The following is a 14,795-nucleotide window of genomic DNA, read 5'->3' as shown; positions in this document are numbered from 1 at the left end:
CCGCAACTCTTCAGTTGCAGACGAATACGGGAAAACAGGGCAAACGAATCGGGGTCAGCCGGACAGGGCGGGGCGCGGGGGCATGCTGTAGAACCTGTTGTTTTTAGTCTTGTGGAGCGGATGGTGCGGGGAATGTACTGGATGGTTCAATCGGTGAAAGCGGGTTTTGGGCGATTATCGAACGTAAGATTGATCCGGGTTTTTGTGCTGTTCTTCAGCGCTTCATCGCTGGCAAGCCAGCTCCCACCGGCTCACAGTGGACCCTAAAATTTACGTACGACACGGACACTGTGGGAGCTGGCTTGCCAGCGATGAAGCCCGCACGGCTAACACCGCTTTTCCCGCAACCAACAAAAAGCCCACCAAAAGGTGGGCTTCGTATGTTCACCGCGGTATCAGAACAACTTCAACTTCGGCGCTTCTTCCTTCAACGGCTCGACCTTCGCCGTCTGTTCGTTCCAGCCACCACCCAGTGCCTTGTACAGGTTCACTGCGCTGACCAGTTGCGCCAGGCGGTCGGTGATCAATGCCTGTTGCGCACTGAACAGCTGACGCTGGGCATCGAGGAAGGTCAGGTTGCTGTCGACACCGATACGGTAGCGACGCTCGGCCAGGCGGTAGTAATCCTGGTTGGCGCTGACGAAGTCACGCTGAGCCTGCAACTGCTGGGTGTAGGTCTGGCGGGCAGCCAGGCCGTCGGCGACTTCCTGGAAGGCCGTTTGAATGGACTTCTCGTAGTTCGCCACGCCGATGTCTTTCTGGATTTTCGAGTAATCCAGGCTGGCACGCAGGCTGCCGGCGTTGAAGATCGGCAGGTTGATCTGCGGCTGGAACAGCCAGGTGCCCGAACCGCCCTTGAACAGACCGGACAGGTCCGGGCTCAGGGTCCCGGCATTGGCGGTCAGGCTGATGCTCGGGAAGAACGCTGCGCGCGCCGCGCCGATGTTGGCGTTGGCCGCTTTCAGGTTGTACTCGGCTTGCAGGATGTCCGGACGACGTTGCAGCAGGTCGGACGGCAGGCCCGGCGGTACGTCGCTCAGCAGATCGTCCGCCAGCGGTTTGGCCGCTTGCAGGTTGGCCGGAATACCGGTGCCGAGCAGCAGCACCAGGCTGTTTTCATCCTGAGCAACCTGACGGGTGTAACGGGCCAATTGCGCACGGGCGTTTTCCACCGAGGTCCGCGACTGCGCCAGGTCCAGGGCCGAGGCGACCCCCACTTCGTTGCTGCGGGCGGTGAGCTTGTAGCTCTCCTCGAACGCGGCCAGGGTGTCCTGGGTCAGCTTGAGCAGTTCCTTGTCAGCCTGCCAGGTCAGGTAGGCATTGGCCACGCTGGCCACCAGGCTGATCTGCGTGCTGCGACGGCCTTCTTCGGTGGCGAAGTACTGCTGCAGCGCTTCTTCGTTCAGGCTGCGAATCCGGCCGAACAGGTCGAGTTCGTAGGCGCTGACGCCGACGGTGGCCGAGTAGGAACTGGTGATGCTCGATTCGCCGGTCTGCGACGCATCGGCCGGAACCCGTTGACGGCTACCGGTGCCATTGGCCGAAACAGCCGGGAACAGGTCGGCGCGGGAGATGCGGTATTGAGCCGCAAACGCGTCGATGTTCAGGGCCGCGACGCGCAGGTCACGGTTGTTTTCCAGGGAAAGCTGAATCAACTGCTGCAACGCCGGGTCATGGAAAAACTGCTTCCAGCCCTGCTCGGCAGCGGCCTGAGCCGGTGCCTGGGCCGGCGAATACGCCGGCCCTTGAGGGTATTGGCCCGCCACCGGAGCATCCGGTTGCTGATAATCAGGTATCAGCGAGCAGCCACCGAGCACGAAGGCGGCGACTGCCAGGGAGAGTAGCGACTTGCTCATTAGCCAGCCTCTTTAGGAGTTTCAGTAGCGTCTTCCTGGTCGACGTTTTTACGCTGACCCATGGCCGACACAGTGACGAAGAACAGTGGGACCCAGAAGATCGCCAATACGGTTGCCGTGATCATACCGCCAATCACCCCGGTACCGATGGCATGCTGGCTACCCGAACCTGCGCCCGTGGAGATCGCCAGGGGTACCACACCGAGCACGAAGGCGAGCGAGGTCATGATGATCGGTCGCAGACGCATGCGGCAGGCTTCGATGGCCGCCTCGCGCAGGCTGCGTCCCTGTTCGTGCAATTCCTTGGCGAATTCGACGATGAGGATGGCGTTTTTCGCTGCCAGACCGATAGTCGTCAACAAGCCCACCTGGAAGTACACGTCGTTGGACAAGCCGCGCAGGCTGGTGGCCATCAGCGCACCGATGATCCCCAGCGGCACCACCAACATCACCGCGATCGGAATCGACCAGCTTTCATACAGCGCCGCCAGACACAGGAACACCATCAGCAACGACAGGGCATACAGTGCTGGCGCTTGCGAGCCGGACAAACGTTCCTCGTACGACAAACCGGTCCAGGAAATACCGACACCGGCCGGCAGTTTCTTGGCAATGGCTTCGACTTCGGCCATCGCTTCACCGGTGGAGTAACCCGGGGCCGGGGCGCCGAGGATTTCCATCGCTTCCACGCCGTTGTAACGGGCCAGTTTCGGCGAGCCGTAAATCCATTCACCCTTGGCGAACGCCGAGAACGGAACCATGGTGCCGGCGCTGTTACGCACGTACCACTTCTTCAAGTCTTCAGGGCTCATGCGCGCCCCTGGCTGGCCTTGTACGTAAACCTTCTTCACCCGACCGCGGTCGATGAAGTCGTTGACGTAGCTACTACCCAGGGCGATCGACAGGGTGTTGTTGATGTCCGCGATGGTAATGCCCAGGGCACTGGCCTTCTCGTCATCGATTTCCAGCTGGTATTGCGGCTCGTCGTTCAGGCCGTTCGGACGGACCTGAGCCAGGATCTTGCTTTGCGCGGCCATGCCGAGGAACTGGTTACGTGCTTCCATCAGTTTCTCGTGACCGATACCGGCGCGGTCCTGCAGGAACACGTCGAAACCGGTGGCGTTACCCAGCTCCAGTACCGCTGGCGGAGCGAAGGCGAACACCATGGCATCGCGGAAGGTGAAGAAGTGCTGTTGGGCACGGGCCGCCACCTTGAACACGCTGTTGTCGGCGTTACGATCGTCCCACGGGCGCAGCATGATGAACGCCATACCCGAGCTCTGGCCACGGCCGGCGAAGTTGAAGCCGGTCACGGTAAACACCGAGTTCACTGCATCACCTTCACCACCGTCCTTGCTCGGACGCAGCAGGAATTCGCGCATTTCGTCCACGACCACTTGGGTGCGCTGGGCGGTCGAACCGGCCGGCGTCTGCACCTGGGCGAACAGTACGCCCTGGTCTTCCTCAGGCAGGAACGCGGTTGGAATGCGGGTGAACAGCCAGATCATGCCAACCACGATGATCAGGTACGCCAGCAGATACGGCGCCTTGTGCGTGAGCATGCTGCCCACGCCGCGCTCGTAGCTTTTGACGCCACGGTCGAAGTTGCGGTTGAACCAGCCGAAGAAACCGCGTTTCGGGGTGCCGTGCTCGCCTTTCTTAATCGGCTTGAGCATGGTGGCGCAGAGTGCCGGGGTGAAGATCAGCGCAACCAGTACCGACAGGGCCATGGCCGAGACGATGGTGATCGAGAACTGCTTGTAGATCACACCGGTGGAACCGCTGAAGAACGCCATCGGCAGCAGTACCGCCGACAGTACCAGGGCGATACCCACCAGGGCTCCCTGGATCTGGCCCATGGATTTCTTGGTGGCTTCCTTGGGCGACAGGCCTTCTTCGCTCATCACCCGCTCGACGTTTTCCACCACGACGATGGCATCGTCCACCAGCAAACCGATGGCCAGCACCATACCGAACATGGTCAGGGTGTTGATGCTGAAACCGGCTGCCGCGAGGATCCCGAACGTACCCAGCAACACCACCGGAACGGTCATGGTGGTGATGATGGTGGCGCGGAAGTTCTGCAGGAACAGGAACATCACCAGGAACACCAGCGCTACCGCTTCAACCAGGGTGTGAACCACGCCCTTGATCGACTCGGTCACCACCGGAGTGGTGTCGTACGGGAACACCACTTCCATCCCTTGCGGGAAGAACGGCTTGAGGCTGTCGATGGTGGTACGCAGTGCCTTGGCAGTATCCAGCGCGTTGGCGCCGGTGGCCAGTTTCACCGCCAGACCGGACGCCGGAGCGCCGTTGAACTGAGCGTTGATGCTGTAGTTCTCGCCACCCAGGCCCACTTCGGCGACATCTTTCAAGCGAACTTGAGAACCGTCCTTGTTGACCTTGAGCAGGATCTTGTCGAATTGCTCGGCGGTCTGCAGACGGGTCTTGCCGATGATCGTCGCGTTCAGTTGCGTGCTGGGCAGGGCAGGCAGGCCGCCGAGTTGACCGGACGACACCTGCACGTTCTGCGCGGCAATGGCGGTCTTGACGTCGATCGGGGTCAGGTTGAAGTTGTTCAACTTGGCCGGGTCGAGCCAGATACGCATGGCGTACTGGGAACCGAACACCTGGAAGTCACCGACACCGGCGGTCCGCGAGATCGGGTCCTGCATGTTGGACACGATGTAGTTCGACAGGTCGTCCTTGGTCATGCTGCCGTCGCGCGACACCACGCCGATGACCAGCAGGAAGTTCTTCACTGCCTTGGTCACGCGGATACCCTGTTGCTGCACCTCTTGCGGCAGCAGCGGGGTGGCCAGGTTCAGCTTGTTCTGGACCTGAACCTGCGCGGTATCGGAGTTGGTGCCTTGCTCGAAGGTCGCGGTGATGGTCATGGTGCCGTCGGAGTTACTTTCCGAAGACACATAACGCAGGTTGTCGATACCGTTGAGCTGCTGCTCGATCACCTGAACCACGGTGTCCTGCACGGTTTGCGCAGAAGCGCCCGGATAGGTCACGGAAATGGCGATCGCTGGCGGCGCGATGCTCGGGTATTGGTTGATCGGTAACTTGAGGATCGATAGTGCCCCGACCAGCATGATCACCAGGGCAATTACCCAGGCGAAAATCGGACGGTCGATAAAAAATTTCGACATGGTTTACTCCCCTTTGCCGCCAGACGCTTTATCAGCTGCCTGTGCGGGGGCCGGGTTCTTTGCGGCTACGTTGGTCGCCTCGCTGGCTTTGACTTCGACGCCCGGCTTGACGTATTGCAGGCCTTCGGTGATCAGGCGATCGCCGGCTTTCAAGCCATCTTCGATCAGCCATTGGTTGCCGACAGTGCGGCTGGCCTTCAGCTGACGCAGTTCAACCTTGTTGTCCGGGCCGACGACCAGTGCGGTCGGCGTGCCTTTGAGGTCGCGGGTCACGCCTTGCTGCGGGGCCAGAATCGCCGCGCTGTTCACACCGGCCTGCAACTGGGCGTGCACGAACATGCCCGGCAACAGCGTATGGTCAGGGTTCGGGAATACCGCGCGCAGGGTGACGGAGCCGGTGGTCTGGTCAACCGAGACTTCGGAGAATTCCAGCTTGCCATCGAGTTTGTACTGGCTGCCGTCTTCGAGGGTCAGCTTGACCTTGGCCGAGTTGTCGCCGGCCTTCTGCAAGCGACCGCTTTCCAGTTCGCGGCGCAGCTCGAGCAGTTCGACCGAGGACTGAGTCACGTCGACGTAGATCGGGTCGAGTTGCTGGATCACCGCCATCGCTTCGGTCTGCGCGTTGCTGACCAGCGCGCCTTCGGTCACCGAAGAGCGACCGATACGACCGGTCAACGGGGCATAGACCTTGGTGTAGCGCACGTTGATCTGGGCCGACTGCAGCGCGGCTTCCGATTGCAGGCGGTTGGCGACGGCGGTGTCGTATTCCTGGCGGCTTACGGCTTGCTCGTCGACCAGTTGCTTGTAGCGGTCGGAGATCGATTTGGTCGAACGCAGGTTGGCTTCGGCGCTTTTCAGAGTCGCTTCATAGACCGATGGGTCGATCTGATAGAGCTGCTGGCCGGCTTTGACGTCGCTGCCTTCCTTGAACAGACGCTTGAGAATGATGCCGTTGACCTGTGGACGTACCTCAGCAATGCGGAATGCACTGGTGCGGCCGGGCAGTTCGGAGGTCAGCGTAAACGTTTGCGGTTGCAGGGTGACAACGCCGACCTGAGGCGGTGGTGCGGCCGGTGCCGCTTCTTCCTTTTTGCATCCGCTGAGCAGCGATGCCAGGGCGACGGCGGCGACCAGAGCGGTAAGAGCTGGCTTGAATTGCATGAAAATCCTCGGGTCAGGCGCGTAATAAACGCACAAGAAAAGATGGAAGGTAAAAATGGGGTGCCGGGTGGATAAGTAGCTTGCTAAGGAATATACTTACGTTCACGGCTGTTTGTAAATACCTTGGCTGTGTACCCACGCTGTTACAGAAGCCATCGAATGGCTGCAATTGTTGGCCCGGGGACGATACCCAAGAGCGATCGCCCCACTTTTATTCAGCTGATATCCAGACATCGCTGAAGCATCCTGATTGAGGTTGTACTGCCATGGTCCGTCGTACCAAAGAGGAAGCTCAAGAAACCCGCAGCCAGATTCTCGAGGCGGCTGAAAAAGCCTTTTACGAGCGGGGCGTGGCCCGTACGACCCTGGCGGATATCGCAACCCTCGCCGGTGTCACGCGCGGGGCCATCTACTGGCATTTCAGCAACAAGGCGGACTTGGTGCAGGCCATGCTCGATACCTTGCATGAGCCGCTGGAAGAAATGGCCAAGGCCAGCGAAAGCGAAGATGAACTCGACCCTCTGGGCTGCATGCGCAAACTGTTGATTCATTTGTTTCATCAAATTGCACTGGACCCGAAAACCCGACGCATCAACGAAATTCTGTTTCATAAGTGCGAATTCACCGATGAAATGTGCGATCTGCGCCAACAGCGCGTGGCAGCCAGCCTCGACTGCAATGTACGGATCGGCCTGGCCTTGAGTAACGCCGTGAATCGCGGACAGTTGCCGGAAAACCTCGACACCGCCCGTGCCGCCATCAGCTTGCACGCTTATATCGATGGCATCCTGTATCAATGGCTGTTGGCCCCCGACAGCTTCCAACTGCACATCGAGGCCGAGCGCTGGGTTGATACCGGTCTGGATCTGTTGCGTTTCAGCCCCAGCCTGCGCAAATAAAGCAAGATGCTAATCGGCGTCTTGTGTGTCAACCGTTGGAGCGGTGGATGAACAGTTCTTCACCCGCTTTGCGCTAATGGGGTGCTTTTATATACGTACGTTCACGCGGATGACAGGTCGTCAGCGACGTAATTTGTAGGAATTTTGTGTCGTTTCTGTGGGCGGTGTGGCCTGACCAGTCATTTGCATCGGATTTGACCAGCACGCTGTGTGGATGTGAGCGGCAGAGATCGACCCAGAGTGTGTAAAAACAGCTTCCAAGACCGACGGAGTATGTTTCAGGCCAGGAGTTGAAAACAGCCTGAAAATTCTTGGTAGGGTGCGAGAAGGCTTCCTCTTTTTAGGATAAAAAATGATTTCACATGTATTCATCGGAGTGAATGACTTCAATCGGGCATTTGTGTTTTATCAAGGGGTCATGCAGATACTCGGACTTGATCTCAAGTTCACAGAACTTGAACGCCCATGGGCGGGCTGGAAACACCCTGACACTGCACGGCCTCTTTTCGTGGTGGGCAAACCGTTCGACGGCGATTCTGCGACGCTAGGAAACGGGCAAATGATTGCTCTGCTGGCACCTAATCGACAGATCGTACACAACGCCCATACCTTGGCGTTGGCATTGGATGGAACATGTGAAGGCGCTCCGGGCTTGCGACCCGAATACCACCCGAATTTTTATGGGGCGTATTTTCGAGACCCTGAAGGAAACAAGCTTTGCGTCTGTTGTCACGATCCGGAGTAGGCCAAGTGTAGGATCGGTCAGGCACAGGTGGGGACTAGCTTTCTTGATCCAAGGGCATCAGGGTTTTCCCACTCTGCTTCAGCCACAAACCAAAGTCCTGCATGACGCTGACCACGGGTCTCAATCGGTTACCGTCCTCAGTCAGTTCGTACTCCACTTTGACGGGAACTGATGGATATACCGTGCGCTTCACCAGGCCGACCTCTTCAAGTGCCCGCAGATCTAGGGTGAGCATCCGCTGCGAAATTCCCGGTACATCTCGACGCAACTCGTTGAAGCGTTTGGGCCCGTCCAGCAGGTATGACACCAGCAGAAGACGCCATCGACCACCCAGCAGGCGCATGGCTTCCTCCACGGAACAACCCGTCACGTTCTTTTTCATGGCGTTTTCCTTAAGGGGGGGGCAGGTATATTTTATGTACCTAGATGATAAAAAAGTGCCTTCTTCCATTTGTATACCTTATCCCTAAGATGGTCATCCATCGCTTTCTGGACGGAGGCGATGTAATAGACCTATTAGGAGATCGCTTGTGAAGCTCTACTACATCCCCGGCAGTTGCTCCCTTTCCCCTCATATCGTAATCAATGAACTGGGTCTTGATGTCACGCTTCTCCAGGTTGACCACCGCGAACATACGGTGGAGGGAGGCGCCGACTATTACGATATCAATCCACTCGGCTATGTACCGATCCTTGAACTGACAGATGGGACTCGACTTCGGGAGGGTTCGGCAATCGTGCAGTATCTGGCTGACCAGAAGCCGGAGTCACAGTTGGTTCCACCCAATGGCACACTGCAACGGTATCGGCTACAGGAATGGCTTGGTTTTTTGTCGTCGGAGATCCACAAGGGATTCATTCCACTCCTGTATGCCGGGCTTGCGGGCAAGTACGCAGACACTGCCAGGCCCAAGCTGGAAGCGCGCTATGGGTGGATAGATACGCAACTGGCTGATCGTCAGTATCTGCTCGGCGACACCTTCACCGTAGCCGACGCCTACCTGTTCGCCCTGACTGGATGGGGACAGGCCGCCTGGTTGAAGTCCTGTTACAAAGCGGATATTCACTTCGACGACCTGAAAAATCTTCAGGCCTGGTATGGCCGGGTACATCAGCGCCCTGCGGTACAAAAAGCGTTACGGGTTGAGGGGTTGGGATAAAGAAAAGCCAGCGTGTAATCACGCTGACTGCGCTTCGTGCCCGTATCCATTGCACCTTCCTGAAAAGAAGTCAGAAGGTGTAAACCTTATTCAGGACGGGACATCGCAGTTAAAAAAGCCGCGTTCTTACGCGGCTTTTTTACGCATGAGCCGTCGCTATTGCCTGGCGTCCGTGCGCTCACGATCAGCGTCTCGGTCCAGTACTTTCGCCACGTCATCGATCACGGCTTTGCTCATCGCCGTCAGGTAATGCGCGGCCCAGGCGTGGCGGTCGGTGTCTTTGGCGTAGGCGGCGTCGACGGTGAGTTCCTTGGCGAGGAACAGCAGGTTGGAGGCTTGAGCCAATGCATCAGCGAGGGGCACGCCGCGGCTGACATGAAACAGCGCCTGGTTCGAGCAGTAGATGAAAGGGGTGAAGCCGATGGTTTTGAGTTCTGAGGGATCGATTGGATGTGTTTTAGCCATGGTGAAGCTCCTAATTTGAAGGGCTGCCGCATTCGTTTCCAAGCGAATGGGTGGCAGCTGTGCGCAGGTTGGAAAACCGGGAAATTAGGAAACCGGCACGCCCGAAGGCGTCCCGCGCACAGCCGCCATGACTCAACATCGTGACGGGCAAACTGTTGCGTTCAATTTCGACGGGTTTCCAAGCCCGACCGCTGAATGGTCAGCGATGTCTGGAGACTATCCCGTCAAACAAAAGCGCAACAAGGCATCAAAGTGCCCAACAGCGAGATTCGGAGTTTGCCTACAAGGTCCTACGGCGTCATCCGATATTGCGGTTTCGTAATTAAACGAAATGCAAAAGCCCCGGCTCTTTCGAGTCCGGGGCTTTTGCATTTCTACGGGAAGCGATTACAGCGTCGGGTAGTCGATGTAGCCGACCGGGCCCTTGGCGTAGAACAGCTCCGGACGCGCTTCGTTCAGCGGCGCATCGGCCTTCAGGCGTGCCGGCAGGTCCGGGTTGGCAATGAACGGTACGCCGAAGGCGACTGCATCGGCCTTGCCAGCGGCCAGCCAGGCGTTGGCGCTGTCTTTGGTGAAGCGTTCGTTGATGATGTACGGGCCGCCGAAGGCTTCCTTGATTTGTGGGCCGAGGCTGTCGGCGCCTTCTTTCTCGCGGGAGCAGATGAAGGCGATGCCACGCTTGCCCAGTTCACGCGCCACGTAGGTGAAGGTTTCGGCCAGGTTGTCGTCGCCCATGTCGTGGGAATCGGCACGCGGTGCCAGGTGCACACCGACGCGGCCGGCGCCCCAGACTTCGATGGCGGCGTCGGTGACTTCCAGCAGCAGGCGGGCACGGTTTTCCAGGGAGCCGCCGTAGATGTCGGTGCGCTGGTTGGTGCTGCTTTGCAGGAACTGGTCGAGCAGGTAACCGTTGGCGCCGTGGATTTCCACGCCGTCGAAACCGGCGGCCTTGGCGTTCTCGGCACCGGTGCGGTAAGCGTCGACGATGTCGGCGATTTCAGCGGTTTCCAGGGCGCGAGGCGTCGGGTAATCGGACAACGGGCGAACCAGGCTGACGTGACCTTTCGGCTGGATGGCGCTCGGTGCGACCGGCGCTTCACCATTCAAGTACAACGAGTGCGAAACCCGGCCGACGTGCCACAGTTGCAGGAAGATCTTGCCGCCCGCGCCGTGGATCGCCTTGGTCACGTTGGCCCAGCCACGCACCTGATCGTTGGACCAGATGCCGGGGGTGTCCGGATAGCCCACGCCCATTGGCGTGACCGAGGTGGCTTCGCTGAGGATCAGGCCGGCGGAGGCGCGTTGTACGTAGTACTCGGCCATCAGCGCGTTCGGCACGCGACCTTCGTCGGCGCGGCAGCGGGTCAGCGGGGCCATGATGATGCGGTTGGACAGTTCGAGGTCGCCCAGTTTGATCGGATCGAAAATAGTCGTCATTTAATCGCTCTCTTTTGAAGATCAGTTAGTAGCAGGAGCCAGTTCGGGATTGCCGTTCTGACGGAAAGTAATCAGGGTCACCACCAGGGCGAGTACGGCCAGTGCGGCGGCCGCGAGGGGCACGCGGGTCAGGCCGAAGCCGTGGGCAATCACGCTGCCGCCGACCCAGGCGCCCAGGGCGTTGCCAACGTTGAAGGCGCCGATGTTCAGGGTCGAGACCAGGTTGGGCGCGGCCTTGCCGTAGGTCACCACGTTGACTTGCAGGGCTGGCACGGCGGCGAAACACGCGGTGGCCCAGAGGAACAGGGTGATTTCGGTGGGGATCAGCGCGACGCTGGTCCAGGTCAGTACGGTGGAGACCACAGCCATGGCGATGAAGACGCCGATCAATGTGGCGGCCAGGCCTTTGTCGGCCAGCTTGCCGCCGATGATGTTGCCGACCGTCAGGCCCAGACCGATGAGCATCAGGGTCCAGGTCACGCCACGTGGCGAGACACCGGTGACTTCGCCCAACAGTGGCGCGACGTAGGTGAACAAGGTGAACACCGACGCGGCGAACAGTGCGGTCATGCTCAGGGACAACCAGATACCGGCGCCTTTGAGGGCACGCAGTTCGGCGCGCATGTCGAGTTTTTCTTCATCGCGCTTGGCCGGCAGGAAACGGATCAGGCCGAACAGCGCAATCACACCAATCACGGTCACTGCCCAGAAGGTCGAACGCCAGCCGGCTTCCTGACCGAGGGCGGTGCCCAGTGGCACGCCGAGTACGTTGGCCAGGGTCAGGCCGGTGAACATCAGGGCCACGGCCGAGGCGCGTTTGTTCGCGGGCACCAGGCCGGCGGCTACCACAGAACCGATACCGAAGAAGGCGCCGTGGCACAGGGCTGTGACCACGCGGGCAAACATCAGCACGTTGTAGTCACTGGCCACGGCGCAGAGCAGGTTGCCGATAATGAATATGCCCATCAACGCCACCAGCGCTGCTTTGCGCGGCAGTCTGGCGGTGGCCAGCGCCATGAACGGCGCACCGATGGCCACGCCCAGGGCGTAACCAGTCACCAGCCAGCCGGCGCCGGGAATCGACACACCGAGGTCGGCCGCCACATCGGGCAGCAAGCCCATGATGACGAACTCGGTGGTGCCGATGGCGAAGGCGCTCAAGGCGAGGATGAGTAGCGAGAGGGGCATTGGTTAATTCCTTGTCGGCTGACTGACGTAAAGGGTCAGAGCGCTTTGCTGAAGACTTTGAGGAACTCCTGAATGGTTTCCTCATTGCGTTTGAAAAAGTGCCACTGGCCGACTTTGCGGCTGCTGATCAGGCCGGCGCGCTGCAGGGTCGCCAGGTGTGCAGACACCGTTGACTGCGACAGGCCGCAGCGTTGATCGATCTGCCCGGCACAAACGCCGTGCTCGTTGCTGTGGGACTGGTCGGGAAATTCGACGGTCGGGTCTTTGAGCCAGTGCAGGATGTCTCGCCGTACCGGGTGCGCCAGGGCTTTTATTATTTCGTCGAGGTCGAGGTTCATGGTTGGGTGCTCGTGATCAGTAAAACGCTATATCGCGATGAGGCGAACTTTATATCGCAATTTCGCGATACACCAATATGATTTTGCTCTGAGGACAGAGTAAATCGGTATATCGGGTTATAACGATACGCTGAGTGTAAACAAACAAGGGGGCAGTGCTAAGCTGCGCCCATGAACTATCTCGCACATCTTCACCTCGGTGGCCAGCGCCCCGGTCAATTGCTCGGCAGTCTGTATGGCGATTTCGTCAAAGGCAGGCTGCAAGGGCAGTTCGAACCGGAAATCGAAGCGGCCATCCAGCTGCATCGCAGCATCGACGTGTTCACCGATCGGCACCCGCTGGTGGATGCTTCGTTGGCGCGGTTTTCCCTGACGCGCCGGCGCTATGCCGGGATCGTCCTCGACGTGTTTTTCGACCATTGCCTGGCCCGGGACTGGGCGCTGTACGCGGACCGGCCGCTGGAGCTGTTCACCTCGGATGTGTACCGGGTGCTGTCCAGCGAACGGCAACTGCCGGAGCGGCTGGCGAAGATCGCCCCGCACATGGTGGCCAATGACTGGTTGGGGTCGTATCGGGAATTCGAAGTGCTGGAGCAGGTGCTGCGGGGGATTTCGCGGCGCTTGACCAAACCTGAAGAGCTGGCGGCCGCAATGCAGGAATTGCGGGTTTTGTATGAGCCGTTGAGCGAGGATTTCCGGCTGTTCTACCCGCAGCTTCAGGACTTTGCGCAGAGCCATCCAACAACATAATCCCCCTGTGGGAGCGATGTCCCACAGGGGGGATGTGTTCAGGCTGCGATGGCAGGGCGCAACGGGACTTGCTGTTTTTCCGGTATCGCCCCAAACAATGCCTTCTGCACGGCCTGTTGCGCCTCGAACGCCAGTGCCGCGCGTTCACGACCTTCGCAGGCGATCGGCTTGAGCAGGTGGATCTCCACCTGGCCGCGGTCATTGGCAAACAAGCGCATCAGGTGTGAGAGCAAATCGTCATCGCCAATGAACGGCGCCAGCAGGCAAGGCTCACCATCACGCACATAACGAATCGCCACCGGTTGCAACGCCACGTCGGAATCGATGGCGGCGGACAGCAGGCGCCCGTGGAAAGTGCGCAACGAACGGCCATCGGTGGTGGTGCCTTCGGGGAACATCAGCAGTGGATGTTCATGCTGCAGATGGCGGGTCATTTGTTTGCGGATCAACTGACTGTCGCCCGAACCCCGACGGATAAACAGGCTGCCGGCCTTGGCCGCCAGCCAGCCTGCGACCGGCCAGGTGCGTACTTCGGCCTTGGACAGAAACGACAGCGGGGTGAGCATGCCCAGCAGCGGAATGTCGGTCCATGACACGTGGTTGCTGACCCACAGCATCGGCGCTTTCGGTAATTGACCGCGAACGGTCACGTCGAAGGGCAGGGCATTGCTCAGGCGCGCCATGAAAAATCTCGACCAGCGCTGACGACGTTCCATCGAATGGGCCAGGCCCAGACGTTCGAACATCCCGAACACACTGGCCATGCTCAGCCCCAGCGCCACCACCAGCAACACTCGCGCGATTCGCGCGTACACCCGCAACCGGCTCATTACACCGCCGCCTTGAAGTGTTTGGCGTAGCGCGGGCAGAGTTCGTCGCGCTTGAGCAGGATGAACACGTCGGCGACCTGGAAGTCTTCGTCCCAGCAGGGTTCGCCACAGATTTTCGCGCCCAGGCGCATGTAGGCCTTGAGCAGCGGCGGCATTTCGGCGATGACGTTGGAAGGAATATCCAGGGTCGGCAGCGGTTTTTTCGGTTCGGCGCGCAGGTGTTCGGTGCACAGGTAGCGCTCGCGCAGACGCTGCATGATGGCGTGGGCCTGAATGCCGCCGTCCTGCATCGGGATGCTCGCGCAACCCATCAGGTAGCTGTAGCCGCCCTGGTTCAGCACTTCGGCCAGTTCGCCCCAGAGCACGGCGATGGTGCCGCCGTTGCGGTAGGCCGGGTCGACGCAGGTGCGACCGATTTCCAGGATCGGCCCTTGCAGATGAACCAGGCCATGCAGGCTGAATTCTTCTTCGCTGTAGAACTTGCCCAGGCTGCTGGCGGCGGTGTGGTCGAGCAAGCGGGTGGTCGCCACCAGACGCCCGGTGTTCAAGTCACGCACGCCGATGTGGGCGCAGTGAACATCATAGTCATCCATGTCCAGACCCAGTTCCGCGCCTTTCAGCTTGGCGTTGAACTCGCCGCTGAACACGTTGAAACGCAAGGCCTGAGCTTCCTGCAGAGCCTCGGCGCCCACTAGGCGTTCGGCTTGCAGGCGGCGTTCGTTGCCGGTGTCGCTGATGCGGGCGATCTGAGTCATGGCGAATCTCCGTGCGGGCTGCTCACCCGTCTTTGGGTTACAGCGGATCG

14 protein-coding genes are annotated in these 14,795 nt (G+C 59.6%); 4 read left to right on the top strand and 10 right to left on the bottom strand.

The annotated features are described in order from the left end of the window. Positions 1–395: 395 nt before the first annotated feature. Genes emhC through emhA form a run of 3 tightly spaced genes read right to left on the bottom strand, consistent with a single transcriptional unit; the run spans position 396 to position 6,178 of the window. Positions 396–1,856 carry an efflux RND transporter outer membrane subunit EmhC gene (gene emhC / locus M5G20_RS24085; protein ID WP_273921212.1) on the bottom strand — a complete coding sequence of 487 codons (1,461 nt, stop codon included), beginning with the start codon at positions 1,854–1,856 and terminating at the stop codon, positions 396–398. Next, a complete protein-coding gene (gene emhB / locus M5G20_RS24080) occupies positions 1,856–5,017 on the bottom strand; it encodes an efflux RND transporter permease subunit EmhB (RefSeq protein WP_273921211.1) in 3,162 nt (1,053 codons plus the stop codon). The genes emhC and emhB overlap by 1 nt, the downstream gene beginning before the upstream one ends. 3 nt (positions 5,018–5,020) lie before the next feature. Further along, a complete protein-coding gene (gene emhA, locus M5G20_RS24075; protein ID WP_273921210.1) occupies positions 5,021–6,178 on the bottom strand; it encodes an efflux RND transporter periplasmic adaptor subunit EmhA in 1,158 nt (385 codons plus the stop codon). 266 nt (positions 6,179–6,444) lie between these two features. On the opposite strand from emhA, the gene emhR reads away from it, so the two are divergent. After that, positions 6,445–7,077 carry an efflux system transcriptional repressor EmhR gene (gene emhR, locus M5G20_RS24070; protein WP_273921209.1) on the top strand — a complete coding sequence of 211 codons (633 nt, stop codon included), beginning with the start codon at positions 6,445–6,447 and terminating at the stop codon, positions 7,075–7,077. 352 nt (positions 7,078–7,429) lie between these two features. Then, positions 7,430–7,822, top strand: coding sequence for a VOC family protein (locus M5G20_RS24065; protein ID WP_075949549.1), 393 nt, complete (start codon positions 7,430–7,432; stop codon positions 7,820–7,822). Between the two features lie 34 nt (positions 7,823–7,856). Here the strand turns inward: M5G20_RS24065 and M5G20_RS24060 are convergent, their stop codons facing one another. After that, positions 7,857–8,204, bottom strand: a complete 348-nt coding sequence (locus M5G20_RS24060) for a winged helix-turn-helix transcriptional regulator (RefSeq protein ID WP_273921208.1) — start codon at positions 8,202–8,204, stop codon at positions 7,857–7,859. Positions 8,205–8,352: 148 nt separating this feature from the next. Between M5G20_RS24060 and gstA the strand changes: the two genes are divergently transcribed. Continuing rightward, the gene (gene gstA / locus M5G20_RS24055; RefSeq protein WP_273921207.1) at positions 8,353–8,982 is read left to right on the top strand and encodes a glutathione transferase GstA; all 630 of its coding nucleotides are present in this window, start codon (positions 8,353–8,355) and stop codon (positions 8,980–8,982) included. Positions 8,983–9,138: 156 nt separating this feature from the next. Here gstA and M5G20_RS24050 read toward each other — a convergent pair whose 3' ends face one another. The 4 genes from M5G20_RS24050 to M5G20_RS24035 all read right to left on the bottom strand — a co-directional run bounded on the left by M5G20_RS24050 (position 9,139) and on the right by M5G20_RS24035 (position 12,410). After that, complete coding sequence (locus M5G20_RS24050) at positions 9,139–9,447, bottom strand: DUF3077 domain-containing protein (RefSeq protein ID WP_273921206.1); 309 nt, start codon at positions 9,445–9,447, stop codon at positions 9,139–9,141. Positions 9,448–9,834: 387 nt separating this feature from the next. Further along, positions 9,835–10,884: an alkene reductase gene (locus tag M5G20_RS24045; protein WP_273921205.1), complete on the bottom strand. Its 1,050-nt coding sequence runs from the start codon at positions 10,882–10,884 to the stop codon at positions 9,835–9,837. A 21-nt stretch (positions 10,885–10,905) separates the two neighbouring features. After that, positions 10,906–12,072, bottom strand: a complete 1,167-nt coding sequence (locus tag M5G20_RS24040) for an MFS transporter (RefSeq protein ID WP_273921204.1) — start codon at positions 12,070–12,072, stop codon at positions 10,906–10,908. A gap of 35 nt (positions 12,073–12,107) precedes the next feature. Further along, positions 12,108–12,410, bottom strand: a complete 303-nt coding sequence (locus M5G20_RS24035; RefSeq protein WP_075947552.1) for an ArsR/SmtB family transcription factor — start codon at positions 12,408–12,410, stop codon at positions 12,108–12,110. Between the two features lie 171 nt (positions 12,411–12,581). Between M5G20_RS24035 and M5G20_RS24030 the strand changes: the two genes are divergently transcribed. Next, the gene (locus M5G20_RS24030; protein WP_273921203.1) at positions 12,582–13,160 is read left to right on the top strand and encodes an acyl carrier protein phosphodiesterase; all 579 of its coding nucleotides are present in this window, start codon (positions 12,582–12,584) and stop codon (positions 13,158–13,160) included. A 38-nt stretch (positions 13,161–13,198) separates the two neighbouring features. Here M5G20_RS24030 and M5G20_RS24025 read toward each other — a convergent pair whose 3' ends face one another. Both M5G20_RS24025 and olsB read right to left on the bottom strand, forming a co-directional pair. Beyond that, positions 13,199–13,990 (bottom strand): lysophospholipid acyltransferase family protein, encoded by a 792-nt coding sequence (locus M5G20_RS24025; protein WP_273921202.1) that lies wholly within the window; start codon positions 13,988–13,990, stop codon positions 13,199–13,201. Then, positions 13,990–14,745 (bottom strand): L-ornithine N(alpha)-acyltransferase, encoded by a 756-nt coding sequence (gene olsB / locus M5G20_RS24020; protein ID WP_034146715.1) that lies wholly within the window; start codon positions 14,743–14,745, stop codon positions 13,990–13,992. The genes M5G20_RS24025 and olsB overlap by 1 nt, the downstream gene beginning before the upstream one ends. Positions 14,746–14,795 lie beyond the last annotated feature (50 nt).

Source organism: Pseudomonas sp. TNT2022 ID1044, assembly GCF_028656895.1.
Classification (GTDB): Bacteria; Pseudomonadota; Gammaproteobacteria; order Pseudomonadales; family Pseudomonadaceae; genus Aquipseudomonas; species Aquipseudomonas reinekei.
The sequence above is the reverse complement of the archived record's forward strand: the minus strand, read 5'-3'. Positions and strand labels throughout refer to the sequence as shown.

What these genes read in the sequence shown, in the direction of transcription:
- emhC (WP_273921212.1), bottom strand. Translation starts at nt 1,856, where the DNA reads ATGAGCAAGTCGCTACTCTCCCTGGCAGTCGCCGCCTTCGTGCTCGGT.
- emhB (WP_273921211.1), bottom strand. Translation starts at nt 5,017, where the DNA reads ATGTCGAAATTTTTTATCGACCGTCCGATTTTCGCCTGGGTAATTGCC.
- emhA (WP_273921210.1), bottom strand. Translation starts at nt 6,178, where the DNA reads ATGCAATTCAAGCCAGCTCTTACCGCTCTGGTCGCCGCCGTCGCCCTG.
- emhR (WP_273921209.1), top strand. Translation starts at nt 6,445, where the DNA reads ATGGTCCGTCGTACCAAAGAGGAAGCTCAAGAAACCCGCAGCCAGATT.
- M5G20_RS24065 (WP_075949549.1), top strand. Translation starts at nt 7,430, where the DNA reads ATGATTTCACATGTATTCATCGGAGTGAATGACTTCAATCGGGCATTT.
- M5G20_RS24060 (WP_273921208.1), bottom strand. Translation starts at nt 8,204, where the DNA reads ATGAAAAAGAACGTGACGGGTTGTTCCGTGGAGGAAGCCATGCGCCTG.
- M5G20_RS24050 (WP_273921206.1), bottom strand. Translation starts at nt 9,447, where the DNA reads ATGGCTAAAACACATCCAATCGATCCCTCAGAACTCAAAACCATCGGC.
- M5G20_RS24045 (WP_273921205.1), bottom strand. Translation starts at nt 10,884, where the DNA reads ATGACGACTATTTTCGATCCGATCAAACTGGGCGACCTCGAACTGTCC.
- M5G20_RS24040 (WP_273921204.1), bottom strand. Translation starts at nt 12,072, where the DNA reads ATGCCCCTCTCGCTACTCATCCTCGCCTTGAGCGCCTTCGCCATCGGC.
- M5G20_RS24035 (WP_075947552.1), bottom strand. Translation starts at nt 12,410, where the DNA reads ATGAACCTCGACCTCGACGAAATAATAAAAGCCCTGGCGCACCCGGTA.
- M5G20_RS24030 (WP_273921203.1), top strand. Translation starts at nt 12,582, where the DNA reads ATGAACTATCTCGCACATCTTCACCTCGGTGGCCAGCGCCCCGGTCAA.
- M5G20_RS24025 (WP_273921202.1), bottom strand. Translation starts at nt 13,990, where the DNA reads ATGAGCCGGTTGCGGGTGTACGCGCGAATCGCGCGAGTGTTGCTGGTG.
- olsB (WP_034146715.1), bottom strand. Translation starts at nt 14,745, where the DNA reads ATGACTCAGATCGCCCGCATCAGCGACACCGGCAACGAACGCCGCCTG.